22 protein-coding genes are annotated in these 26,006 nt (G+C 43.6%); 12 read left to right on the top strand and 10 right to left on the bottom strand.

Annotated elements, in window-relative coordinates:
• Positions 1-346: 346 nt before the first annotated feature.
• On the bottom strand, positions 347-1,150 hold the full coding sequence (gene pssA, locus AC27KT_RS07195; protein WP_487128630.1) for a CDP-diacylglycerol--serine O-phosphatidyltransferase: 804 nt from the start codon (positions 1,148-1,150) through the stop codon (positions 347-349).
• A 370-nt stretch (positions 1,151-1,520) separates the two neighbouring features.
• Between pssA and xdp1 (AC27KT_RS07190) the strand changes: the two genes are divergently transcribed.
• The 3 genes from xdp1 (AC27KT_RS07190) (at position 1,521) to prsT (ending at position 6,472) form a co-directional block, all read left to right on the top strand.
• Positions 1,521-2,459: an exosortase-dependent surface protein XDP1 gene (gene xdp1 / locus AC27KT_RS07190; protein ID WP_487128628.1), complete on the top strand. Its 939-nt coding sequence runs from the start codon at positions 1,521-1,523 to the stop codon at positions 2,457-2,459.
• Positions 2,460-2,641: 182 nt separating this feature from the next.
• Positions 2,642-3,553, top strand: coding sequence for an exosortase-dependent surface protein XDP1 (gene xdp1, locus AC27KT_RS07185; protein ID WP_487128626.1), 912 nt, complete (start codon positions 2,642-2,644; stop codon positions 3,551-3,553).
• A 105-nt stretch (positions 3,554-3,658) separates the two neighbouring features.
• A complete protein-coding gene (gene prsT, locus AC27KT_RS07180; protein WP_487128624.1) occupies positions 3,659-6,472 on the top strand; it encodes an XrtA/PEP-CTERM system TPR-repeat protein PrsT in 2,814 nt (937 codons plus the stop codon).
• Between the two features lie 19 nt (positions 6,473-6,491).
• Here the strand turns inward: prsT and dld are convergent, their stop codons facing one another.
• The 4 genes from dld to rluD all read right to left on the bottom strand — a co-directional run bounded on the left by dld (position 6,492) and on the right by rluD (position 12,913).
• Positions 6,492-8,195, bottom strand: a complete 1,704-nt coding sequence (gene dld / locus AC27KT_RS07175; protein ID WP_487128622.1) for a D-lactate dehydrogenase — start codon at positions 8,193-8,195, stop codon at positions 6,492-6,494.
• A 134-nt stretch (positions 8,196-8,329) separates the two neighbouring features.
• Entirely contained in the window at positions 8,330-10,906 is a 2,577-nt protein-coding gene (clpB, locus tag AC27KT_RS07170; RefSeq protein ID WP_039217096.1) for an ATP-dependent chaperone ClpB, read from the bottom strand.
• Positions 10,907-11,157: 251 nt separating this feature from the next.
• Positions 11,158-11,913: a peptidoglycan editing factor PgeF gene (gene pgeF, locus AC27KT_RS07165; protein ID WP_487128620.1), complete on the bottom strand. Its 756-nt coding sequence runs from the start codon at positions 11,911-11,913 to the stop codon at positions 11,158-11,160.
• Between the two features lie 16 nt (positions 11,914-11,929).
• Positions 11,930-12,913, bottom strand: coding sequence for a 23S rRNA pseudouridine(1911/1915/1917) synthase RluD (rluD, locus tag AC27KT_RS07160; protein WP_487128618.1), 984 nt, complete (start codon positions 12,911-12,913; stop codon positions 11,930-11,932).
• Between the two features lie 185 nt (positions 12,914-13,098).
• Here rluD and AC27KT_RS07155 point away from each other — a divergent pair, with 185 nt between their 5' ends.
• Positions 13,099-13,863, top strand: a complete 765-nt coding sequence (locus AC27KT_RS07155; protein ID WP_487128616.1) for an outer membrane protein assembly factor BamD — start codon at positions 13,099-13,101, stop codon at positions 13,861-13,863.
• Between the two features lie 98 nt (positions 13,864-13,961).
• On the opposite strand, the gene AC27KT_RS07150 is transcribed toward AC27KT_RS07155, so the two are convergent.
• The 3 genes from AC27KT_RS07150 to AC27KT_RS07140 form a co-directional block, all read right to left on the bottom strand.
• Positions 13,962-14,702 carry a ChrR family anti-sigma-E factor gene (locus AC27KT_RS07150; protein ID WP_487128614.1) on the bottom strand — a complete coding sequence of 247 codons (741 nt, stop codon included), beginning with the start codon at positions 14,700-14,702 and terminating at the stop codon, positions 13,962-13,964.
• The gene (locus AC27KT_RS07145) at positions 14,695-15,306 is read right to left on the bottom strand and encodes a sigma-70 family RNA polymerase sigma factor (protein ID WP_487128612.1); all 612 of its coding nucleotides are present in this window, start codon (positions 15,304-15,306) and stop codon (positions 14,695-14,697) included. Before AC27KT_RS07145 ends, AC27KT_RS07150 begins: the two co-directional genes overlap by 8 nt.
• A 118-nt stretch (positions 15,307-15,424) precedes the next feature.
• Positions 15,425-16,000 (bottom strand): LON peptidase substrate-binding domain-containing protein, encoded by a 576-nt coding sequence (locus AC27KT_RS07140; protein ID WP_487128610.1) that lies wholly within the window; start codon positions 15,998-16,000, stop codon positions 15,425-15,427.
• Between the two features lie 256 nt (positions 16,001-16,256).
• Here AC27KT_RS07140 and AC27KT_RS07135 point away from each other — a divergent pair, with 256 nt between their 5' ends.
• From AC27KT_RS07135 to AC27KT_RS07115, 5 genes are read left to right on the top strand one after another with little or no spacing between them, the layout of a single operon-like run.
• Positions 16,257-16,700 carry a nuclear transport factor 2 family protein gene (locus AC27KT_RS07135; protein ID WP_487128608.1) on the top strand — a complete coding sequence of 148 codons (444 nt, stop codon included), beginning with the start codon at positions 16,257-16,259 and terminating at the stop codon, positions 16,698-16,700.
• Entirely contained in the window at positions 16,697-17,416 is a 720-nt protein-coding gene (locus AC27KT_RS07130; RefSeq protein WP_487128606.1) for an SDR family NAD(P)-dependent oxidoreductase, read from the top strand. Before AC27KT_RS07135 ends, AC27KT_RS07130 begins: the two co-directional genes overlap by 4 nt.
• A gap of 11 nt (positions 17,417-17,427) precedes the next feature.
• A complete protein-coding gene (locus AC27KT_RS07125) occupies positions 17,428-18,693 on the top strand; it encodes an NAD(P)/FAD-dependent oxidoreductase (RefSeq protein ID WP_487128604.1) in 1,266 nt (421 codons plus the stop codon).
• Complete coding sequence (locus tag AC27KT_RS07120) at positions 18,690-19,433, top strand: DUF1365 domain-containing protein (RefSeq protein ID WP_487128602.1); 744 nt, start codon at positions 18,690-18,692, stop codon at positions 19,431-19,433. The genes AC27KT_RS07125 and AC27KT_RS07120 overlap by 4 nt, the downstream gene beginning before the upstream one ends.
• Positions 19,434-19,435: 2 nt before the next feature.
• The gene (locus AC27KT_RS07115) at positions 19,436-20,692 is read left to right on the top strand and encodes a class I SAM-dependent methyltransferase (protein ID WP_487128600.1); all 1,257 of its coding nucleotides are present in this window, start codon (positions 19,436-19,438) and stop codon (positions 20,690-20,692) included.
• Between the two features lie 100 nt (positions 20,693-20,792).
• Here the strand turns inward: AC27KT_RS07115 and AC27KT_RS07110 are convergent, their stop codons facing one another.
• Positions 20,793-21,722, bottom strand: coding sequence for a flagellar motor protein MotB (locus AC27KT_RS07110; RefSeq protein WP_487128598.1), 930 nt, complete (start codon positions 21,720-21,722; stop codon positions 20,793-20,795).
• Complete coding sequence (gene pomA, locus AC27KT_RS07105; protein ID WP_039217062.1) at positions 21,722-22,483, bottom strand: flagellar motor protein PomA; 762 nt, start codon at positions 22,481-22,483, stop codon at positions 21,722-21,724. The genes AC27KT_RS07110 and pomA overlap by 1 nt, the downstream gene beginning before the upstream one ends.
• A 402-nt stretch (positions 22,484-22,885) precedes the next feature.
• On the opposite strand from pomA, the gene xseB reads away from it, so the two are divergent.
• From xseB to dxs, 3 genes are read left to right on the top strand one after another with little or no spacing between them, the layout of a single operon-like run.
• A complete protein-coding gene (xseB, locus tag AC27KT_RS07100; RefSeq protein WP_136782332.1) occupies positions 22,886-23,128 on the top strand; it encodes an exodeoxyribonuclease VII small subunit in 243 nt (80 codons plus the stop codon).
• 29 nt (positions 23,129-23,157) lie between these two features.
• Positions 23,158-24,048 (top strand): farnesyl diphosphate synthase, encoded by an 891-nt coding sequence (locus AC27KT_RS07095; protein WP_487128595.1) that lies wholly within the window; start codon positions 23,158-23,160, stop codon positions 24,046-24,048.
• Between the two features lie 32 nt (positions 24,049-24,080).
• On the top strand, positions 24,081-25,961 hold the full coding sequence (gene dxs, locus AC27KT_RS07090) for a 1-deoxy-D-xylulose-5-phosphate synthase (RefSeq protein WP_487128593.1): 1,881 nt from the start codon (positions 24,081-24,083) through the stop codon (positions 25,959-25,961).
• Positions 25,962-26,006 lie beyond the last annotated feature (45 nt).

Genomic DNA, 26,006 nt, shown 5'->3' with positions numbered 1-26,006 from the left:
GTTACTAGCTTTTGCTAGCTGCCTCTGTCGAAGCGGATGCGTATCTTACAGCGCATCTTTTTTTTGTCAACAACTTTTGTTTATTTATTTTTAAACTTAGTTTTTGACATCCTCATCAGTTGTTAGCGTTTTGCTGTTCCCTGTTGAGGAGGCGCGCATTTTACGCATTCCTGACACATCGTCAACACCCTTTTTAGAATAAATACAAAAAAAGCGACCGTTCGGTCGCTTTTTAATCTATTAGCACATTAAGCATGCGTTTAAGCTTGAATATCCTTATTTTAATCAGCTAAAAAAGGCATATCCTCTTTAATATGAGCAAAGACATATGATTATTGCTACGTAATCATTCTTGCTTACTGTCTGCACTTTCATTGCTTTTCTTTTTATCAGCATTGAAGTCCGCATCTTCTTCATGGTCGCCCACTACGTCGTCTAACGTTACTTTCTCAACGGTACGAAAAGTATTGATAGGTCCAGCTAACGCATATAGTGCAAACACAAGGAACAGCACCAGTGCGGGCTCTGTTGCTACAACAACGAATATCAGGAGAACTACAAGAAGACCTACAAATGGGACCTTGCCATGCCAATTAACTTCTTTGAACGAATTGTATTTAAAGTTGCTCACCATAAGTAAGCCAGCTAAGCCAGTTACTGCAGCAACTATAAAACCATAGTCGGTACCTACTGCATCATACTCAACACCTACCCATACAAGACCAGACACAACTGCCGCAGCAGCCGGACTTGCGAGCCCTTGGAAGAAACGCTTATCTGCAATACCCACCTGTGTATTAAAACGGGCCAAGCGAAGCGCTGCACCTGCAACATATATAAAGGCTGCTAACCAGCCTAGCTTGCCAAGTTCAGTCAACCCCCAGTTATAAGCAACAAGTGCAGGCGCTACGCCAAAAGAAACCATATCGGCCATAGAGTCAAATTCAGCACCGAAGTCACTTTGTGTATTCGTCATTCTTGCCACACGCCCATCTAAACCATCAAAGATCATAGCGACGAAGATTGCTACTGCGGCCGCCTCGAATCTTCCGTTCATTGATGAAACCACAGCAAAGAAACCCGAAAACAACCCTGCTGTTGTTAATAAGTTGGGAAGTAAGTATACCCCTTTACGTTTTTGATCAGACATATGTCCTCATACTTCTACATATACAATTGCGTTAATTATTTCATAGATATCTAGGAACGCATAGCAAAGTAAAAATACAGTGTCTTAGCCTGCATATTTTTACCCTGCTTCGATAAAGCAAAGAATACTCGCTATTCTATCGCCGACATTACTAGCAGCAGCCCCCAGACGCTTCAGTTGCCTAACGTATCCCTTCAACTGAGTCTAATAACTAGGTATACGGCAACATACCTTAAATAGGTCACCGTTCATATATCATACAACTCCATGTTGAAATTAGGTACTTACTAAGTGTGCGCCAATAGAAAGGTGCAACGCTATCTTAGTATGTACTAGAAGCGAAAAGCGCTTCTTTTATAGGAAAGCAATTATGCTATTACTTCCAAAACACTTTTCTTTGAAGTCTGTATTACTAGTCTCCACGGCTTTGCTATCCACGTTAAGTGCTAATTCAGCATATGCCACCTACTATTATACCAAGCAGAGTTATTCACATTGCGGTTCGTCAAGTCAAACATCAGAACAAAGCAAAGTATGCAATTCACCGTTAGGTGAATACAATTATGACTTAGTAGATAATAAAGTAACCCAGAACACCCCGACAAGTGATTCAATCGTTCAAATAGACGGGCTAAATATAAACATGTCTGCCTTTTCTGATACGCAGGGAATTACTGGAGAAACCGTAGTCGGCGCGAAGCTAGAGAAAATCTCTGATAAATGGGCTTATGGTGTAACGAATAATGATGAAGCGAATTATAAAGGTTATTCCGACCACGCCATTGATAACTTAAATTACTTCTCTAGTGGTAGCGACAACTCTGAATATTATAGGTTTACAAACGTAGAACGAGATTACGATTTTGTTTTGCTGTCTTTTGATTCTGCGGTAACGCTTACCGGCGCTAGCTTTTCTTGGCTACACAGCAGCAGCGATAGTCAGGTGTCTGTAGCAGCGCTTGGCAATACGGCTAAACTAACCTCTGGCGTTAACACGTGGAGTGATATTGTTGCAGATGCACTAACCTCAGCATCGTTTGACATCGAAAGCTGTGAATATTTAGATCACCGCGCAGACTTTACGTTCACTGAGTCGGCCCAATATTGGTTGGTGGGTGCGTACAACACTGTATTTGGTGAAACAGACGGAAGAATAGGCAACGACGCGTTTAAACTTGCCAATATCGGTTTCTCTATTTCAGAAACAGCGGGTACAACAGATACTACCGAAGTGTCTGAACCTGGAACTATCGGTCTACTCATGGCCTGCTCACTCTTCGTCATGTGGCGTCGCAAAAAACTTATTTAATAAAATTAGACTTTAGATCACTGACAGGTGGTACAACCTGTCAGTTTTTTTTACTATCACTAACTCACACGCATCAAAATCCCAAAAAAACCAATACAAATCATAATCATACAAACATGGCACAAAGTTCGCTTAACCTTCAGTAGTATTGTAAAGCAAATTTAGAGTCGGTATTTATTTATATGAAGTATTTAGGATTAGCGACAGTTTTTCTTTTATTTTCCGGGAATGTATTAGGTAGTGACAGCAGTTTAGATGAAGGCACTTACTCGTTAGTAAATAGCGGTATTTCATATTCACTTCTTGGTGATTCTCAAAATGGAACCGCGGTTACGACTATTGATGGTAAAACAGTTTATGTTGGGCTTACTGCGTGGTCTGATACGGGTTATTATAAAAGCCACTCTGATACCTACACCAGTCGTTATTATCTTGACGAAAACGACGACCTTGTCAAAAAACAAGGCGTGCTTGATGGCTGGATAAACAGCAATAACACGACAGGTTATGGACTTATAAACAAAGACTCGACCGAACAGAGCGACTACACAACTTCGAGCTATTACGGAGATGCTCATACAATAGACAATAGAAGAACAGGCGATAGAGGAAAACAAGACTTCGATATGGTTTTGTTGTCTTTCAGCGAAGAAGTTACCCTTACCTCTGGTTCATTTTCCTCGATATATCGTTACAGTGGACAATCACAAAACGAAGTATCTGTAATAGGCCTTGGCGATATTGATAAATTTAAAGGTACCGAAAACTTCACATGGAATGACATTGCCTCTACTAGCGGCATAGAGACGGGTCATTTCTCTGTTGGAAGTAAAGTGAACAACTATTATCAGTCTGAGTTTACCGGCTTGAGCGCCGCCAAATACTGGTTAGTAGGTGCCTACAACACTATATTTGACAGCGGAGCTTCTCAGGAGAGCGACTTTGGATTCAAGTTGTCTGCCCTTGGATTTTCGATAGACAACACTCCTGATACTCCTACTAAACCACCAACAGAAGTCAGCGAACCAGGTGCCCTAGCACTAATGAGTTTAGGTTTGGGTCTTGTTCTATATAGACGTAAGCGTCGCGTTTAATGGTTTAAAAACGCTTAGAAAACACGTATCTTTAGAAGGTGGCTTAGGTCACCTTTTTTTATGCTATTTTTAAGCCAGTGGCTAGGCTAAGTTTCGAAGGTTTATATGGATTTTTTTAATAATAAAAAGCGAATTGTACATCGCACTATTATCTCAGCAGTTGCCTCATCGTTAATCACTTTCAACAGTTTTGCTACTACATCAGAAGATTACGAAAAAGCGCTCACCGCGTTTAACCAAAACGAGTATGAAGAAGCCTATATTCACCTTAAAAATAGCTTACAAAAAGACCCTGAAAATCTAGCTGCAAAAATTCTTATGGGCGAAATACTGCTTATAAACGGCTACTTAACCGCGGCCGAAATGGAGTTTGTAGAAGCGCTAGAGATGGGTGCCGATATTAACCTTCTGGCAGAACCGCTTGGCAACACTTGGCTGTTCTTAAACAGATATAAAGAGATTGTCGATTTTGCCGATTTAAACAAACTGTCAGGAGAGGCAGAGCGCGAGTGGTTAATGATTCGTGCAACAGCATGTATTAGATTGGAAGACGAGCAGTGTGCCTTACGCGACTACAACACTATAGTCTCACGCACACCTAACTTCGTGCCAGCTATAAACGGCTTAGCCTCTATTGCCCTTCAAAATGAAGACTTAACTAAAGCGAATTCTCTTATCAATAAAGCCATGTCGTTAGAACCAGAAAACGCAATCACATGGCGATTAAAGGGCCAGCTTGCTTACCGACAGGGTAATACAGACGCAGCAACTGCACATTTACAAAAAGCCCTAACGTTTAACCGAGACGACCCTATTGCCCTGCGTAATCTAGTGGATTTGTATCTAGAGGCGAAAGACTACGATACCGCAAAGCTATTCGTTGATGAAATTATTGAGGATACACCTAACGATCCGTTAGCCATATTACTCAATAGCTGGCTACAAAGTAGAGACAACCAGCAATCTATTGATAATGCAAAGCTAAAAGAACTTAACGACTTCATGGCGCAGCTCGACCCTGAGCTGATAACCTCTCAACCCATGTTACTGTATATCAGTGGTTTAACGAACTTCTTTAACAACAACATGGAAACAGCCGCAAAGGACTTTAATGCTTACTTGCAGCAGGAGCCTGATGACCTGCAGGCAGTATTAATGCTAAGCCAAGTCTATATGGCAACACAGCAAGACAAACAAGCGCTTGCCCTGCTTGAACGCCATCAGGATGCGTTAATGGAAGACCCTGACTCAGCATTGCTATTAGGTGATTTATTTATTCGCCAAAACAAAGCGTTTAAAGCTGAACGACTGCTGCAGAACCTTGAATATAAGTACCCAAATGAAAATAAGCTCCAGCTTTTTAAAATTAAACTGATGGCAGCGAGGGGAAAACAGGACGAGGCGCTATCAATTCTTGAAAAGAATTTGCCCACCTACAAAGATAACGCAGGTTTTCTATTCACTTATTCACTAATGAATTTACAAGCGCAGAAGTTTGACAATGCATTAAAAGGTGCAAACCTGCTTAGTGAACTTTATCCTGAAGAAGCTGAAGTATATAACCTTAAAGCTGGCATCTTGATTAGACAAGGTCAGCTAGAAGAAGCCAAAACCAATATTGAAAAAGCGCTGGCACAGAACCCTACCCTTTTTCCCGCAAAATTTAATTTGGCGGCTACAGAGAGTCGCTTAGGCAACGTAGAAACTTCTAATCAACTGATTGAAGAACTTCTTACTTTGTCACCGCAGCATAATGAAACGCTGATGCTAAAAGCGTTTAACCTGACCAAAGCAGGCAAGGTAGATGAAGCAAAGCAAATCTATCTCGATTTACTAACTCTTACGCCGTCGAATAGCGGTGCTAGAGAGCGTGTTTCGTCTTTGTATCAGCAACAAGGCGACATTAAGAATGCACTGTATCACTTAGACCTGCTAATTAAAGATGACTTCGACAATGCTGACTACCTTCTTCGTAAAGCTGCCCTTCAGCTTGCTAATAATCAGCGTGCAGATGCGGAAAAAACGCTAAGCATTGTAAGAAACTTTATTAACGACGACGCAGGTAAATTAATTGCCTATGCCGACCAAGCCCGAAACATTGGTGATAGCGAGAGCGCGTTAAACGCCATGGCTCGCGCACACGACATAGCAAACACAAGCACATTTGTTACCCTGCGCTATACAAGTTTGTTGTTAGATTTACAGAAAAACGATAAAGCACAGTCGTTGTTAGCGACAATTCCTGCAAACCAGCAGCAAAACCCGGTTTACCATTTTCTAAAAGGAAGATTAGCTGCGAATAAAGGTAATGATGAAAGTGCGATTAACGCTTTCAAAAAAGCGCTAGAAGTCGACGCTTCTTTTGCACAAGCCTTTGTTGCGATCTACAACTACGCATTGAACGAACAATTCGTTGATGTATTTTTAAATACTGCCCGCAAATTGGTGAGCGAAAGTGAAAACAACCTGCTGGCGAAAAACCTTTTAGCACAGTACCTTTTCTTTATTCAAGAGTTTAACGAATCGATAGCGCTATACAAAGAGCTTGTTGAAGAGCCCAATCTATTGAACCCAGCCGAGGCCTTTAACCGCTTAGCTATCATGCATATAGAAAAGTCTTTAGTTACCGCGAAAAACTATGCGAGACAGGCTTACGAATTACAGCCTAATTCATCAAAAATACTCGACACTTTTGGGCATATTAAAGCGCTACAGGGAGATTATGAGGGTAGTCTTAAAATGCTTAGAGACGCTTTCGCAAGGGACGCTAACGACCCTAACGTTCGCTACCACCTTGGCTACACGCTTGCAAAACTCAATAGAATTGACGAAGCGAAGAAAGAGCTAGAGTATGCAGTAAATGTAGAACGCCCTTTCTTTAGACGTCCGCAAGCTAGAGCATTATTAGAGAGCCTATAAGGCTCTCTCTCGCATACGATTAAAGGCAGCACGAACAATTGCGTTTGTGCTTCTCCATCTTACCAATGCCCGGATTAAAGGTATTGGTAGGGTCTAGCTCTCTGTAAAACTGCTGTAACGTACTCTCAGCTTCATACAAATGCCCGACGTTATGCTCGGCAGGATATTTAGCGCCGCGACTATCTAATAATGCCAACATGTCCGCCTTTACTTTTTTGGCATCGCTGCCCTTTTTAAGTATGTAGTCTTGATGGAAGACATGGCAAAAGAAATGGCCGTAATAAAGTGGCTTTTCGACATGTTTGGCTATGTGCTCAGGCAACTTTTCTACCCAAAACTCGTCATTGCGGCGCAACGCAATATCTAACGCTAAAATATCCCCGACTTGTTTGTGATACAGCATTTGATAGCGCACCGCGGCACCTGCCGCTGCGAAGCGGAGTAAAAAGGCTTTAGATGCTTCCTCTTCATTACAAGTAATGTAGTCTCCGTCTAGTTTCTCTTCCTTAAACAGCTTGGACATAAGTCTGCGAGCCTCCTCAATACCTTCATCGCTCATTTTAAGGATAAGATGGTGCTCGTACTTGTCGCGGTAGGCTCTTAAACTTGCAGGGATTTGATCAGAGAAAAGCTTACTCCCAAACTGCATAACTCTGTCGCTTAGGTAACGAGGCATAAAAGGCAGTTTGTTGAGCACAGCATCCACCCGCCCTTTAAGTGCAAACATTTTAGGTAGTGCATCTGTGCCTAAACGTTCAATACTTAATATCGTATCTTTGCCATACCTATCTGCAATATCAAACATTTCTCTATGCAAGTATTCACCAACTTCAGGAACATTATCAAACGTTGACAGAATATCTCTGCGGATGCGGGTAAGTACAGCAGCATCGTTCGTGCCTATGTAAAAGGTTTGTTCTTTTTTAGGTACTTCGAATGTGTCTAAGCGCACGGCAAAAACGGCGATTTTGCCTGCACAGCCACTGGCTTCATAAAGCCTTGTTGGATCGGCATTGAAGCGACTCGGCGTATCAGCGTTTACATCTCGAACGATTTCTTCATAGTCACTGGCTGACGCTTTCTTTATCGTTTCTGGGAGGGATTTCTCAAAATTACCGGAAGAAAGGTTTCCGATAATTTCTTCAGGTGTTTCACCCAAGTCTATCCCTAAATGATTAACCAGATTTAGCTCGCCGTTTTCATCTATTTGAGCGAATAAGGATAGCTCTGTGTACGCAGGCCCTCTTTTGACAAGCGCCCCACCTGAATTGTTTGCTACGCCACCAACGATAGACGCCCCTAAACACGAAGACCCAATCACCGAATGTGGCGCGCGCCCTAGTGGCTTCAACATTTTTTCCAGCTTAAACAAGCTTGCCCCTGGAAAACTCAACACCTGCCTACCATCGTTTATTAGGAGGATATCGTCCATGGCTAGGGTGTTAATTACTATTACCGGTCTATCATAATCGTCACCGCTTGGTGTCGAACCTTCAGTCAGCCCGGTTTTCGCGGCCTGCATAATGATGATGCAGTTAAAATCAACACAGACCTTAAGCACTTCCCAATATTGCATGAGCGTGGTTGGAAACAGTACGGCCAATGCCTTACCTTCGCCCGAGCGCCATCCTTTTCGATAGTGCTCAGTTTGGCGTTCTCCAATGGCAAGGTTGCTTTCCCCGAGTACGCGTTTAAATGCGTTAATAATTGGGGCTGTTTCCATGTATGACTCCTAACACTCACGCTGAAATTACTCTAGCAGAGTAAACTAAAGGAAAAGACAGTGCCAAGGCAATAATAAAGCAACAAAAAAGGCACTGTTTCCAGTGCCTTTGACTTCAAGATTTGGTTTGCTGATTAACCGCTTACTACAAATAGTCCGCTTTCGTCAGCATCAATGCGAATGGTGGACTCAGGCAATAGCTCACCCGCTAGCAATTGCTGGGCGAGTGGGTTTTCTACTTGCACTTGAATCGCTCGCTTAAGCGGACGCGCGCCAAACACAGGGTCGAAACCTGCATCGGCTAACTTGTCCATGGCTGCGGCAGACAAGGTCAGTTTGTACCCTTTTTCAGCAAGTCTTGCACGCAACGAGGCAAGCTGAATTTTAGCAATAGACTTAATTTGCTCTTTACCTAATGGATGGAATACCACAATGTCATCCACACGATTGATGAACTCGGGCCTGAAATGCTGCCCCACCACGCTCATTACCGATGCTTTCATATCGTCATACTGACTTTCGTTGTGTTTATCTTGAATGATGTCTGAACCTAAATTAGACGTCATGATCACAACCGTATTTTTGAAATCTACGGTGCGGCCTTGCCCATCAGTCAGTCTGCCGTCATCCAGCACCTGAAGAAGAATGTTGAATACATCAGGATGTGCCTTCTCAACTTCATCTAACAAGATTACTGAATAAGGCTTTCGGCGCACCGCTTCGGTTAAGTAACCACCTTCTTCATAGCCAACATAGCCAGGAGGTGCGCCCACTAAACGCGCCACCGAGTGTTTTTCCATAAACTCTGACATATCGATACGCACCATGGCATCTTCAGTATCAAACATAAAGCCGGCCAAAGCTTTGCACAATTCAGTTTTACCTACACCCGTTGGGCCTAGAAATAGGAACGAGCCAATGGGACGGTTTGGATCGGCAAGCCCCGCACGTGAACGTCGAATGGCATTTGATACTGCTTCAACGGCTTCTTCTTGTCCAACAACCCGTTTGTGGAGCACATCTTCCATGCGCAACAACTTCTCGCGCTCGCCTTCTAGCATTCTCGCTACAGGTATACCCGTCCAACGAGAGAGCACATCAGCAATTTCGATGTCCGTTACTTTATTTTTAAGCAACGTGGTTTCACGGGTTTCGTTTTCTGCCGCTTGCTCAAGCTTGGCTTCAAGTTCAGGAATACGACCATATTGAAGCTCCGACATACGATTCAAATCAGATGCCCGACGAGCAATTTCTAAATCTAGCTTTGCTTGTTCTAGCTCTCCCTTAATAGTCTGGGTGCCTTGCATGGCATCTTTTTCGTCTAGCCATACTTTTTCTAGCTCTGCATACTTAGTTTCAGCTTGCTCGCGCTCTAGCTCAATCATTTCAAGGCGTTTATGGCTGGCGTCGTCGGTTTCTTTAGCAAGCGCTTGCTCTTCCAGCTTTAGCTGGATAATACGGCGCTCCAAACGGTCCATATCTTCTGGCTTTGAGTCTATTTGCAAACGAATGCTAGATGCAGCCTCGTCAATAAGGTCAATGGCTTTATCTGGCAATTGGCGGTCACTAATATAACGATGTGACAAACTTGCCGCTGCAACGATGGCAGGATCCGTGATGTCTACCGAGTGGTGAAGCTCATAACGCTCTTTCAAGCCACGAAGAATAGCGATAGTGTCTTCTACACTTGGCTCTTCAACCAATACCTTTTGGAAACGACGCTCAAGTGCCGCGTCTTTTTCAATGTACTGACGGTATTCATCTAGCGTGGTTGCTCCCACACAGTGAAGTTCACCGCGAGCCAGCGCTGGTTTTAGCATATTCCCAGCGTCCATTGCGCCATCGCCTTTCCCTGCACCTACCATGGTGTGCAGTTCGTCGACGAATAAAATGACGCGGCCTTCTTCTTTAGCTAGCTCGTTAAGAACAGCCTTTAACCGTTCTTCAAACTCACCGCGGTATTTAGCACCAGCGACTAATGCCCCCATATCTAGGGCAAGAACGCGCTTGTTCTTTAGGCCTTCAGGTACTTCGCCGTTAATGATGCGCTGTGCTAAACCTTCAACAATAGCCGTTTTTCCCACACCTGGTTCACCAATAAGGACTGGGTTGTTTTTGGTTCTGCGCTGTAGCACCTGCACCGTTCGACGAATTTCGTCATCACGCCCAATCACCGGGTCAAGCTTGCCTTGCTCCGCACGCTCGGTTAAGTCTGTGGTGTACTTCTCAAGAGCTTGGCGCACGTCTTCAGCGTTAGGATCCGTCACTTTCTGTCCGCCACGCATATCATCGATAGCACCTTCAATGGCGTCTTTGGTGATATTCAAACTCTTGAGAATTTCACCCAATCGTCCTTTGTCTTCAAGTGCTGCTAACACGAAGATTTCCGACGTTATATATTCATCTTTTCGCTGTTGAGCTATCTTGTCGCAAAGATTGAGCAGAACACCACTGTCTTTGCTTAATTGAACATCGCCCCCAATGCCTTCGATTCGAGGTAGGCGTTCAATGGCCTGACTTAAAGCAGAACGAAGTGCGTTAACATTAATGTTAGCTTGATCAAGCAACGGGCGTACTGAACCACCTTGCTGATTCAGCATGGCGGTCATTAAGTGGACAGGTTCAATATATTGATGATCTCGCCCCAATGCGAGTGATTGAGCATCGGATATTGCGAGCTGAAATTTACTGGTAAATCTATCTAGTCTCATAATCTCAACCTAATAAGTGAACAACTATACCTACGGTAACACGCCGCGATTACGAACATTTTAACTCTCGCTGAGTGGGTAATGATCTATGCGGAATGGTATTCTTTATATTCTAGTTATGTAGACTGCTCAATTGCGATTCAAGTATGAGATTGAAAAGTTGGCCAAAAAGATAACAAATACTGTAGGAAGTTTGATTTAGCGCAAATGTTTGATGAGACTGAAAACTGCAGCCTTTTATCCTAAACAATCTAAAGCAGTCCTATTACGCTTACCATGCGCCCCGTCGTGCGTTTGTTTTGATGGGTTGCTCTTCGATGTGAATAGAAGCGTCGCTCATCAGAGTAAGTGCAAAGATTACTTTGCGTTATATTTTCTACACCTGTTTGCTGCAATTGAATCTGTGCCACTAGAGGTAAATCTAAAAAGTATTTCCCTTTATTATTACTATTGGAAACTGCGCCATCTATGTGACGAAATTTACTAGCCAAATTTGCGTCTACTTCATAGCAAGCACCGCTTATTGCAGGACCTATCCAAGCCATGATTTTATTGGTATCGCAGCTAAATTGCCCAACCGCATTTTTGATAATATTGGTCTCAAGCCCTTTCCACCCCGCATGTACTGCTGCCACTTCTTGACCACTCTCATCACATAATAAGATGGGCACACAGTCAGCAGTCATTACAGCGCAAAAATGTGAAACAGAAGAAGAGTACGCTGCATCCGCGGTGGTATCAGCGCTTGGCAATGACACTACACGGTTGCTGTGCACTTGTTCTAACCACGTAGCTTTTTGACTGTGGGGGAGAAGGCTTCTATTGGCTTTAACTAATAAGAGATCATCCCCCACGTGCGCGCCGACATTTAAGCCTGCAAAATCCCCCATACTAGCGCCCCCTAACCTTGTCGTTGTATAAGCGACTATGTTAGATGGGCAAGACCACTCTGGCGTAATCAACTCCAGCGTAGATGAAATAGGTGAATTTGCATCTGACAATGTCATAATACCTACTCCCTAGTTAGAGCATATCTTGCGGATTGTCCGTTGTGTCTTTCTTGACTGCTTTAAGCAAGTCCTGCATATCTTGAGGCAGTGGTGCTTTCCACGTCATCCACTCTTCAGTTTCAGGGTGAAATAGTGAAAGCTGAGCTGCGTGCAATGCCTGACGCTGAAAACCACGAAGTGCTGCGATAAACTCCTCGGATGCGCCTTTAGGTAAACGCGGACGCCCGCCGTAAACCTGATCGCCCAGTAGCGGATGTTTTATATGCGCCATGTGCACACGGATTTGGTGTGTACGACCGGTTTCAAGCTTCAATCGCAGGTGAGTATACGCACGGAACTTTTCAATAACGCGATAATGGGTCACCGCAGGTTTACCCATTTCGCGAACTGCCATGTGCGTGCGCTTTGTGGCATGTCTGCCAATAGGTTCATCTACAATACCACCCGCAACCATAGTACCTAGCGCAATGGCTTCATATTCACGACTCATTTCGCGACGCTGTAGTTGGTCAACAAGGTGCGTTTGCGCAGGTATTGTTTTTGCCACTACCATTAAACCCGTGGTGTCTTTGTCTAGACGATGGACAATGCCCGCTCGCGGAACTTTATCAATCTCAGGGTAATGATTTAGCAACGCATTTAGCACGGTTCCGCTCGGATTTCCCGCGCCAGGATGCACGACCAAATCGGCAGGCTTGTTTATTACCAAGATATGCTCATCTTCATAAACTATATTTAGCGCGATATCTTGCGCTTCGCTTGTAACCTGTACATCCATTTCGGCTTGTACCGTAACAAGTTCGTCCATCTGCATTTTGTGGCGAGGCACGGTGATCACTTCACCATTTACTGCAACATTCCCTTCTTGAATCCAAGTTTTTAGCTTAGAACGAGAATATTCAGGGAACAAATCAGCTAATACCTGATCTAACCGTAAACCAAAATGCGTAGCTTCCGTTGAAGCCTCTAATTGTATTGTGTTCGGCGACTGTGTCATAACACCATTGATTACGTCTAAAAAAGAGTATTATAACAAGTATTCACGCTGTACACTGCCTTGTTTACGTTTTTGTATGGTTTTTCTCGTCGTTAGTGCGTTAGAATGCAATTAAAGTGTTGTTGTTTAACACATGAGCTTAGACAGCGAAGTATTAAACTGTTTAGCAGGAAAATAGAATTATTATGAAATCATTTCGTCTACTGGCTCCCGTTCTATTGGGTGCTATGGTGTCTGTCGCAGGATGTAGTTCTTCAGATCAAGAAGAGAAAGCAGTTTTAGCTAACATGGGTGCGCAGCAACTGTATGACAGAGCAAAGCAGAGCATGGAAGTAGGTAACTTCAGCGCTGCAGCGCAAACGTTAGGTGCACTAGATTCACGTTACCCCTTTGGTCCTTTGTCGCATCAAGTACAGCTAGATCTTATTTACAGCTACTACAAGTCGGGTAAAAATGAAGAGACGCTAGCCACTATCGACAGATTCATCCGACTAAACCCGAATCATTCTGATGTTGATTATGCTTACTACATGCGTGGGTTAACCAACATGGAATCGGACAGCAATCTGTTCCAAGAATTAATGAATATTGATCGTACGGATAGAGATCCATCAAAGTCCCGTGCGGCTTTTGAAGATTTCCGCAGGCTCATTCAACAGTACCCAGACAGCAAATACGCAGCTGACGCAAAGCAACGCATGGTGCACATCAAAGACCGACTCGCCCGCTACGAGATAGCTATTGCGCGTTTTTATATGAGACGTGAGGCTTATGTAGCTGCAGCAAACCGCGGTCGCTATGTTATTGAACACTTCCCAAATACCACGCAGGTTCAACAGGCTTTAGAAATTATGGTTTCAAGCTATGAACAGCTTGGCCTTACGGAACTGCGTGATAATGCAATGAAAACACTCAAGCTTAACTACCCGGACAGCGAATTTATTGGCTAGTCAGCAGATTCCTTTACATTAGTTAAACCAAAAAAACGCACCAAGGTGCGTTTTTTGTATGCTAGGAATATCTATAAATCAATATTCAGAAAGTCATTTTAACGGAAGAATAAATGACTGAACGGATTTAGTAGTCTTGCTAAACCGGAGGTAAAGTGTAACGGCTGGTCTACGATACTAAATACTAAACAACCTTCTTTACCCTCAGCTTTTGGGGTATGCGTTTTTTCGCCGTCCATAAAAATGAAATCACCCGTGTCATATCGACTAAGCCCATCACTAAACTCACCGTCGATAACCAGCGTATATTCAGTACCTCGATGCGTATGCTCTGGCACGCTACCGCCACTACCCATGAAAATAAAATTAGCGACACCCTGATTACCTAAATCAACAGGCGCTTGCCATAATTTTCCGACCAAGCTCGACCAATTACCCGTCTTATCTATGTAGCGATGTAATGTTCGGGGTAACGTAAACGTCCGGCCGTCCAATTCGATTGTCCTAAAACCAACGTGCTCATGCTCATCAACGTTTCGCGCTAACTCTCGATACTCTAGCGGCTGATTTGATTCACTGCGGTTCTTATTGGTCGAAGGTAGTTGGGTTATTTGAGACAGCATGTCACCAAACTGAAATGCGATATCGCCCGCATCAGCTGCCCTATCGTTTGCGGTTGACACCATTTGAGCAGCCAAACTCTCTGTTTCAATTTCTACAAACCGCTGACACTTCTCACACATGTCGCAATGTGCAGAAACCATTAAAGATATAGCAGGTGTTTGTGTGCCCTCAACAAATTCTTTAAGCTGCTGGGCACTCGGGTGAAACCTAATCATTATCGTTTAACATGACCTTTAGTCGTTGTAGCGCCAAACGTGTACGCGACTTTACTGTGCCTAGTGGTATAGATAGTTCATCAGCAACTTCTTGCTGCGACTTGCCATCAATATATATGGCCTCGACTACCGCTTTTTGCTTAATGGGCAAAGACTCAAACAAATATCCAATTTGCTCCAACGTGACTTGCTCGTCTAGCGGCGCCTCATTGGCGTCTGCCGTTTGCTCACAAAGCACCGGCCACAAATCATCAGAGCATACGTCTTCTTTTCGATTCTGCAGCTTGCGAAGCATATCAAAACGTATATTACGTGCAATAGTAAAGATCCATGTGGATGGCGACCCTTTCTCGGCATTAAAAAGGTGCGCTTTCTGCCAAACATTCGACATTGTGTCTTGCACCAACTCCATCGCTAATGCTTCATTACCCATCTGCTTTAAAGCGTAAGAGCGTAAGCGAGGTGCAAAATAATTGAATACTCGAGCAAATGAACGCTTGCATCTGGCCTCAGCAACCGCGACAAGGTAATCAGACATTTCAGTAGCACACTCTTTAGGTTTGATTGTGCTGTTACTTTGTTCCAAAGGAATTCCAACTAACATAAGATTCGTCCGCTTTTCCGTTTTGGTTGTATCATTCTACGGCGTTCTGACTTAAAACGTTTGCGAAATTCGCTAATATTGGATTACGAATTTGTAATCTCAAGATCAACTCTCATTATCAAGCGATTAGTGCAGAGAGATAATTGACCAAACTAGTACATTCTCTTTGCGCTAAAAAATGCTGCTTTTGAGAGCCATCTACAGGCAGTAGCTCCAGCCATCGATTTAATACCCAGTTGGGGCAATCAAATTTCGGTGATTCATACAACGCTGCCAGTTCTTCGTAATTTCCAAATATTTCTTTAAGCCGCTCGTCCATAGGCGCTATTTGTTGAGGAGCTAAATCGCACTGCCAAGGTTTTAAAACTTTACAACTACCGGTGCGAAGACCATCGTTGTCTACCTCGATGTTACTAACCTCAACTAAATGAGAACCAGCAACCTTTATGCCAAGCAACCCGTCATCAAGCATATCGAAGTCCACAACCTGTGCGTATGTTCCTATTTTATGAATATGCTCGTTTGCATTCTTATCGCCGTTTGCATTTAACATACACATCACAAAGCCTTTATTTTCGGCACATGACTCTTTAACCATGCGTACATACCGAGGCTCAAAAATACGCAAAGCCATTCTACCTTCAGGCAAAAGGTGCGCAGATAAAGGAAATAAGGGAAAACGTTCTACACTCATACTCGACACTTCCAAAAACACGAAATTTATTACGCAACTGAGTACAAATAGGATCGAATGGGAAAATTTTTCACTAATAATCTGAAAAACATGATCTCTAGAACGTAGTTTAATGTAATTTATGATTTATCTAACAACATTAACAGATTTAGATCATAGACTTGCAGTCGATATTCAAAAGAGTCCCAACAAGACCAAACAGAATTTGGCAGCAAATTGTTTTTCCATCATACCACTTCGACGTTAAGGAAGCTGAATGGATGTCATTGCACGCTTTTGTAAAATTTACACAGATATATGTCAAATCTCTCCAGTGGACTTAGAAAAAATATACGCCAATGACATTTTATTTATAGATCCAATCACTACACATCGTGGAATTGGAGAAGTGAAAAACTACTTTGCTAACCTTCTAACCCAAGCGGAAAGCTGTAAATTCGATATAGCGGACATTTTTATCTGCTCACAACAGATATCCTCATGTCACTCTAATGTCACTCACGTTGTAAATTGGACAATGACCCTCGTACTAAAAAATAACGCGAAAAAGATCACGCTAGACGGCACAACACAACTTGGTGTTGAAGGTGACATCATCATCTACCACAAAGATTATTACGATTTGGGCGAAATGGTATACGAGCACGTACCTATCTTAGGTTTTATAATCAAAAAGATTAAAGGGAAGCTGGCAAAATGAAGAGTATATTAATTACTGGCGCAACATCTGGAATAGGTAAAGCACTTGCAATCAAGTGTGCCGATAATGGATATAGTGTCATTGCGTGTGGAAGAAACAAAGATGCCCTCGATGAGCTTAGCAAATATAGTAATATTAGCGGTTGCCAGTTCGATGTGTCAGATTTAGAAGATACAAAGCGAGCTTTAGCAAATGTTAAGTTCGATATTGCTGTACTCAATGCTGGTACTTGTGAATATGTCGACCTTGAGGATTTCGAGCCAGACATGTTCCGGCGCGTTTTCGAGCCTAATTTCTTCGGCGTAGTTCACTGCGTTAACGCACTTCTCCCACGATTAAAAGATGGCGACAAGCTGGTCATAGTTGACAGTATGGCCCGTCTATTACCTTTCACTCGAACTCAAGCCTATGGCTCTAGTAAAGCTGCTCTTCACTATTTTACCAAATCTTTAGAAGTCGACCTTCACCATAAAGGGGTAAAAGTACAGGCCGTCTCACCAGGTTTTGTTGAAACCCCCCTTACCGATAAAAATGACTTCGAAATGCCAATGAAAATTAGTGCAGAAGAAGCTGCCGAGGCTATGCTTAAAGGGATAGAAAGTAACAAGCAAACCGTTTTCTTTCCTCGATTCTTTGGCTTTATTCTGCGCTTTATGCACATTTTGCCAACGCCACTTCAAAAGCGACTATCGTTGTCTATGCGAGAAAAACAATAAGAGACACAATAATGAATAATAAGATTGCCATAATAGGCACAGGAATTTCAGGATTAACCTGCGCATACCTTCTTAACAGAAAGCACGACATCACAGTTTACGAAGCAAACGACTATATAGGTGGTCATACTGCTACTAAAAAAATTAAGGATAATGGTGAAACCCTTCACATTGATACCGGCTTTATTGTATTCAACGATTGGACTTACCCTAACTTTATTAAGCTTATTAATCAGTTAAACGTTGACTACCAGCCAACAGAGATGAGCTTCTCTGTGATGAGTAAAAAAGCGAACCTTGAATATAATGGCAATAACTTAAATAGTTTGTTCGCACAGCGGCGCAATATTTTTCGACCTAAGTTTTGGCGCATAGTAAAAGACATACTCGCGTTTAATAAAGCGTGTAAAGCTATGGTTGCGGAAAAGCGTGACACGTTTTCGTTAACGCTAGAAGATATTATTAAAGAATTAGGGCTAAGCGATGATTTCGCGCGCTACTACATACTGCCTATGTGCGCAGCAATTTGGTCTAGTAGCCTCGAACAGACGAGAAAGTTTCCGTTAACCTTCTTCCTGCAGTTTTTTAATAACCATGGCCTGCTCAATATTACCGACCGACCACAGTGGTTCACTATTAAAGGTGGCTCTAGTCAATACATTCCACCACTGGTTGCACCATTTGAGTCTAAGATTAGATTATCTACAGCTGTAGTTTCTGTGGCCAAACGCGATGATAAGTGGGAAGTTACCGATTCATCCGGTGCAGTTGCGACATTCGATCATGTAGTGTTTGCGTGTCACAGCGACCAAGCACTAAAAATGATTCATTCACCTACATCGCTGCAAAAGAATATTCTTAGCAATATTCCTTATGCAGAAAATGATGTGGTAATGCACAAAGACACGGGCCAATTACCCAAAAGAAAGCTGGCGTGGGCAAGTTGGAACTACAGCTTAAAAGAGGATGCAAGCGAGGAAACCCGCCCCGCCTCTGTCACCTACAATATGAACATTCTCCAGAGATTAGAAGCAGAGAATACTTATTGTGTAACGCTAAATAATACGCCTGAAATTGAAGAGAAGAGTATTTTACGAAGCTACCAATACACTCACCCTCAGTATAGCGCCAACATGGTTGAAGCGCAGTCACGTAGAAGTGAGATTTGCGGCGTAGATAACTTACATTTCTGTGGAGCCTACTGGTACAACGGCTTTCATGAAGATGGCGTTACCAGTGCACTAGACGTTTGCTCTCGTTTTGGTGAAGCCCTGTGATAGAAAGCGCGATATATAAAGGCAAGGTATATCATCAACGTTTCAAGCCGACCCAACACAAGTTTGACTACGATATTTATCTGTTTTGGTTAAAGCTCGAAAGCGACGAACTGAACGCGCTATCAGATACGCTGACGTATTTTAGCGCCCATAGCAAAGCAAGAGTTAGATTCAAGCGGGAGGATTACTTAGGCGACCCGTCGATTTCGCTGAAACAAGCGGTTTTGGAAAGGATGACCGAGTTAAACGGTGGTAAAACACTTAACGGTGACGTTTTCATGTTGGGTCAATTACGCATGTGGGGCCTTTATTTTAGCCCAGTTAATTTTTACTACCTTCGCAATGATGAGGGTATATATTCTCACATGCTTGCGGAAGTAAGTAATACTCCATGGAATGAGCGCCATCACTATCTTGTAAACCTAGACACTCAAGCCGATACGCCTAAGGCTTTTCACGTTTCGCCTTTCAACCCTATGGATATGACCTATAAATGGTCGATTTCCCAGCCTTCGTCTAGACTTTCTTTAGCGATGGATTGCGTAAGAGAAGACAAAGAATTTAGCGCGGGGATTAATTTGACTAAATTTACTTTAGATAATGCGAATCTATCTGCCGCACTTAAACGTATACCCAGTATGACAATAAAAACTGTGGCCGGAATTTATTGGCACGCGCTTAAGCTATTGCTGAAACGAACGCCACTATATACACACCCAGAAAAGAGTCAGGAACAATAACAATGTCTTTCGGTGAATCTGTACTACTGACCACCTCAGAGGTCTCTTTCGTAGATAAAACTTGTAGAACACTTTTTCTAAAGTGTTTAAACCAACTCCCCTTTGGTCGCCTGATAATTCAAGAAAACGGTGACGAGATTGCACGTTTTGGTGAAGAAAATAGCGATTTACGTGCTACTGTAAATATCAAAGACGTGCAGGCCTATCGTCGCTTGCTACTTGGCGGTAGCGTGGGCGCTGGCGAAGCCTATATGGATGGATTATGGGACAGCGACAACGTGACGGCTGTGGTAAGGGTATTTGCTAGAAACTTACCCACCCTTGATGACTGGGAAAATAAATTCAAATGGGTCACCATGCCCATTAACAAAATTCAACACTTTGCACGTCGCAACACGAAAGACCAAGCCAAAAAGAACATTGAAGCGCACTATGATTTGGGTAACAAGTTGTACACCCGATTTCTTGACCCAACAATGATGTATTCGTCGGCTATTTATCCAGACCCTAATGCTACGCTAAACGAAGCGCAAAATTACAAACTCAAAGCGATTTGCGACAAATTGCAACTTAGCGACACTGATCATCTACTGGAAATTGGTACCGGTTGGGGCGGCCTTGCAGTCTATGCTGCGAAAAACTATGGCTGTAGCGTGACCACCACTACCATTTCGGAAGAACAGCACGCCTGGGCAAAAGACTGGATCGCACGAGAAGGGCTTGAAAACAGAATTACCCTGCTTAAAAAGGACTACCGTTTACTTGAAGGCAAATTCGATAAACTGGTTTCCATTGAAATGATCGAAGCTGTGGGTAAACAGTTTTTAGGTAACTTCTTCGAAAAATGCTCATCACTGTTAAAAAACGATGGGCTTATGCTGCTTCAGTCGATAACTATAGATGACAGACGCTACGACAGCTATTCGAACAGCGTTGATTTTATCCAAAAATACATCTTCCCAGGTGGATTTTTGCCATCGCAACATCAGCTGAATGTCCATCTTAAAAAGTATACTGATATGATGATAAGAGACTTACATGATATTGGTATCGATTATGCGAAAACGCTGGACCATTGGTACGAAGCGTTTATCTCGGCAAAAGATGAATTGTTAAATGATGGATACGACGAGCGCTTCATGCGAATGTGGACCTATTACCTGAAATACTGTGAAGGTGGCTTTTTAGAGAGAACAATCAGTACTGTACAGCTTGTTATATCTAAACCTCACTTCAGAGATGAACTAGCCAGAGTGTAGTCTATCCGTTAATGGAAACGTGGACAGGTTCCAAAATTAAAAAAACGGTGCTTATATAAGCACTGTTTTTATGAGCAGCCACCCAATACACATGCAGCAATTAATCATCTACCACTGATATAGGTTTAGATATCATCGGCTTACCCTGATTGATGTTTATTTCCACACGGCGGTTTTTAGCTCTGTCACTCGATGTTGTGGCATTCTCTACAATAGGATCAGTATCGGCTTTACCAACCACAGACATACGACTTTCATCAAAGCCTGGGGCCGTTCGCATAGCCTCTGCCACTGCAACGGCGCGCTGTGAGGATAAATCCCAATTTGAGCGATATAGTTCGTTAGCAATATGCTGACCATCACTATGGCCCGAAATCTCGATTTCTCCGGGTACATCTGCTAACAGCACACCAATTTTTCTTAATACGGGCTGAAACTGCGGCTGTAAGAAAGCAGAGCCGGCGGAAAACGAACCATTTTCTCTAATTCGAATGGTTAGCTGCTGCCCCAGCGACTCCATCTCAACCGACCCGTCTAAAATTTGTTTTTCTAGTTGTTGGGCTACTTTTTTCATTAGCTCTGCCATTTGAGATTGGTCAGTGCTTTGTTCAGCGGATGAAGATGACTCAGTAGCCGTCTGTTGAGACTGACCGCCGCGTTGTTCGCCACGTTGCTTTTGCCTGCCGCCCGCTGAGTCCTCGTTTCCCGCTTGAAATTCAAGCATTTGTTGAGTCATTTCGGTAGTTTGCTGCTGAATGGATTCAATTGGCGTTGGGTCGGGTTTACCTGGGCGAAACTCCATGGCAATAACACTGGTCCCCTTAGGAATATCTTTTACTTCGATTTTGTTTTGCACCCCGAATGCAAATTTCATTGAGCCAGCTATTTGCTTAAATTTGAGCACGTCCATTTCGGAGAATGAGAGTAAAAGTACAAAAAAGCACATAAGCAAAGACATTAAGTCTGCGAAGGTCCCCATCCAGGCTGGAAGCCCCTCGGGGGGGCATTTTGGGCATTCTTCTTCGGCCATTACTCTTCCTCTGCGCTTCCACGCTTGCTTGCAGCAAGGTAGTTTTTCAGTACGCCCTCAATAACTCGCGGGTTTTGACCGTCAGCGATGCCGACAATACCGTCAAGAACAAGACTTTGATTGAGCTTCTCTTCCCCTGCCCGTACGGCCAATTTAAACGCTATAGGCAAACAAATAACGTTGGCGAAAAAAGCACCATATAAAGTAGTAAGTAGTGCTACCGCCATTGCTGGGCCGATAGCTTTCGGGTCATCCATGTTTGATAGCATGGCAACCAAACCAATCAGGGTTCCAATCATACCCATCGCCGGTGCAATATCGCCCATGCCTTTGAAAAATGATGCGCCGAAATCGTGTCGTTCTGACGTCATGGATATATCTTTAGCAAGTGTTTCTCTGACCACCTCTATATCATGGCCGTCAACTAACATATCCACACCCTTTTGCATAAACTCATTAGAGATTTCCGCCTCTTCTAGGGCGAGAAACCCTCCTTTTCGCGCTGCATCTGCCATCTCTACAATTTTTTCAATAAGCTCTTCCGGCGATTCAATTTTGAACATGAAGGCTTTGCCAGCAATCTTACCTGCACCGAAGAACTGACCTAAAGTAAACTGTGACAAAACAACGAACAAGGTCCCACCAAATACAATTAATATTGATTGGACGTCGATGAACATGCCTAAGCTGCCGCCTAGAATCATAGCCATAACTATGAAACCAATGGCGCCCAACATACCTATGACGGTTGCTAAATCCACTCACTCTTCCCCATTTATGCGCAGACAGTGCTGTTGATGTACAATAATTCTATCGGCAAGAGATAGAAATACTAAAACGACATTATTGAAAAATATCACATTTATTTGTTTTTTATGAAGCGCGTTAAAAACTCCCCGCATTTCCCAAGACATTTAAAAACGATGAGTTTGCCCATTCATAGAATTCACGTTAGGCAAACGCTGTCACTTCACATTTAAAAGTAATAAAACTACTCAACACGAATATAGCACAGTTTCTGTTTGTCCTGTTTGCTCAACTGCGTGAAAAAAAAGCTATGTCGCAGTGATATAGGCGATATACGGACAAACCATTTGACCCTTGTGCAGCCCTCGGTTAATGTGCGCGGTATACGTATTTTGGCCACTATATTGAGTGTTTTTATGACGACAGAAAAAGCATCAGCGTCTTTTGAAGAAACTTTATCAGAACTAGAAGCTATCGTTAACGAAATGGAAAACGGTGATCTGCCTTTAAATAAAGCACTAGAAAAATTTGAGCGTGGTATTGCACTGTCCCGCCAAGGCCAGCAATCACTCGAAAACGCCGAACAAAAAGTAAAAATACTGCTCAGTGAACAAGGCGAAGAAACCCTTCAAACTCTTCCTGAAAGTGAACAGCCGTAATTCGTTCATTTTTAACTAACAGGCAATATATGAATTTTTCTGCTTTGCATCAACAAGTTAAACAGCAAACTGATGCATCTCTTCTTACGTTAATTGATGATTTACCCGATTACGCGCCGCGCCTAAAAGACGCCATGCGCCACGCCTTATTGGCTGGCGGTAAGCGCATGCGCCCCCTTTTGGTTCAAGTTGTTGGCAACACGTTAGATGTGCCCAAAAAAGACCAGATGGCCATTAGCATGGCGATTGAGTGCGTGCACGCCTATTCATTAGTGCACGACGATTTACCCGCCATGGACGATGACGACTTGCGTCGCGGAATGCCAACCTGCCATATCGCCTTTGATGAGGCCACAGCTATCTTAGCTGGTGACGCGCTGCAAGCACTTGCATTCACGGTGTTAGCCGATGCGCCATTAAGTACGTATGCTGAAACAAAACGTAGCCAGTTACTGTCTGTACTTGCGAAAAGTGCTGGCTACCTAGGGATGTGCGGTGGGCAAGCTATCGATTTAGCCAGCACCGGCAAAACCATCTCGCTAGAAGAGCTTAAACAACTGCATAGATTGAAAACCGGTGCATTGTTAAAAGCCTGCGTAGAAATGATCGCCATAGTTAGTGAAGGCTTACTGCCTCAAACTAAAATTGACTTAATGGCTTATGCCACGGATATTGGACTAGCTTTCCAAGTTCAAGACGATATTTTAGATGTGGAAGGCAGTAGCGAAAAATTAGGTAAGCCCGCGGGGTCAGACGAAGCGTTAGGGAAAAATACCTTTCCCGCCAAACTTGGCATTACAGGCGCTAAACAAGAATTAGAAATGCTTCACGATAATGCACTTCAAGCATTGGCGCGTTTACCCTACAATACTGACAGTTTAATTGCGTTTAGCGAGCTTTTGGTAAAACGCGACCATTAGCCACGCGCCATGTTGAAAAAGATAATAAGTACATGAGTTTAGATCTCCAACATTACCCAACGCTTGCGCTTGCGCAAACACCCGATAAATTGAGGCAGTTGCCCCAAGACAAATTACGCGAGCTTGCCGACGAATTACGTGAATATTTACTAAATAGCGTAAGCCAAACCAGCGGGCATTTTGCTTCAGGCTTAGGCACTGTTGAGTTAACAGTGGCGCTGCACTATGTATATAACACGCCATTTGACCGCTTGCTATGGGACGTAGGCCATCAAGCCTACCCTCACAAAATCCTGACCGGCCGTGCAGAGCGCATGAGCACCATTCGCCAAAAGAATGGTCTGCACCCTTTCCCATGGCCGCCTGAGAGCGACTACGACACCTTTGCTGTTGGGCATTCATCCACGTCGATAAGTGCAGCACTGGGAATGGCCGTAGCGGCAGAAAAAGAAGGTAAGGACCGCAAGGTAGTAGCAGTTATTGGCGATGGTGCAATGACCGCAGGTATGGCCTTTGAAGCCCTTAATCACGCTGGTGATATCAAGAAAGATATGGTTGTAGTACTTAACGACAACGAAATGTCTATTTCTGAAAACGTAGGCGCATTAAATAGCCACCTAGCTCGCTTACTTACAGGTAACTTTTTCAACTCTATACGCGATGGCGGCAAAAAGCTATTAAGCAACGTGCCTCCAATCAAAGAGTTTGCTAGCCGTGCAGAAGAACACATAAAAGGCATGGTCGTTCCGGGTACCATATTTGAAGAGCTTGGCTTTAACTACATAGGCCCTATCGACGGCCACGACGTTAATGGTGTAGTTGATACGCTTCGCAATATGCGTAAGTTTGATGGACCACAGCTGCTGCACGTAGTCACCAAGAAAGGTAAAGGCTACGCGGTTGCTGAAGAAGACCCTATCAAGTTCCACGCGGTACCTAAGTTCAACCCAGCAGATAACGCCTTACCCAAGTCTAAGCCTTCAGCCCCTACCTACTCGGCAATCTTTGGAAATTGGCTGTGCGATATGGCCGCGCAAGACCCTAAACTAATGGCGGTAACGCCAGCTATGCGCGAAGGTTCAGGTATGGTTGAGTTTTCTCAGCGCTTCCCTGAACAGTATTTTGACGTTGCGATAGCCGAACAGCATGCTGTGACGTTTGGCGCAGGGCTTGCCAAAGACGGGATGAATGCGGTTGTTGCTATTTATTCGTCATTCCTGCAGCGCGCCTACGACCAGCTAATACATGATGTGGCAATCCAAGACCTACCCGTATTGTTTGCTATCGATAGAGCCGGTATCGTTGGCGCAGATGGCCCTACTCATCAAGGGGCGTTTGATATCGCTTTCCTTCGCTGTATTCCAAATATGGTGGTTATGGCTCCTTCAGATGAAAATGAATGTCGCCAAATGCTCTACACCGGTCACAAGCTTAATAAGCCTGCTGCTGTTCGCTACCCTCGTGGTGCTGGCATGGGTGTCACGCCTGAGGAAACCATGACAGAACTTGAGATTGGTAAATCTCGTACGGTTCGTGAATCATCAAAAGGCAAGTCTGAAAGTATCGCCATTCTAAACTTTGGCTGCTTACTGCCTTACGCTCTCGAAGCTGCAGAAGCCATTGATGCCACCGTCATCGACATGCGTTTTATTAAGCCGTTAGACGGCGACGCAGTATTAAAAGCAGCCAGTGAACACAGCGCGCTTATCACGCTAGAAGACGGCTGTATTATGGGCGGCGCTGGCAGTGCAGTACTTGAGCACTTGCAGCAAAACGGCGTATTAAAAGCGGTGAAGATGTTGGGTCTACCTGATAGCTTCATTCTACAGGGTACACAGCAAGAAATGTACAAAGAACACGGTTTGGATGCTGAAGGCATTATTGCTGCAGCTAACAGTTTAAGCGCTAATTAATTGAGCTCAAAAGCTATCACTAAAACATTAAAAAGCCCGCTATTT

This window comes from Alteromonas sp. 5NW40-0090 (assembly GCF_057552975.1).
This window is presented reverse-complemented; position numbering and strand designations above follow the sequence as displayed.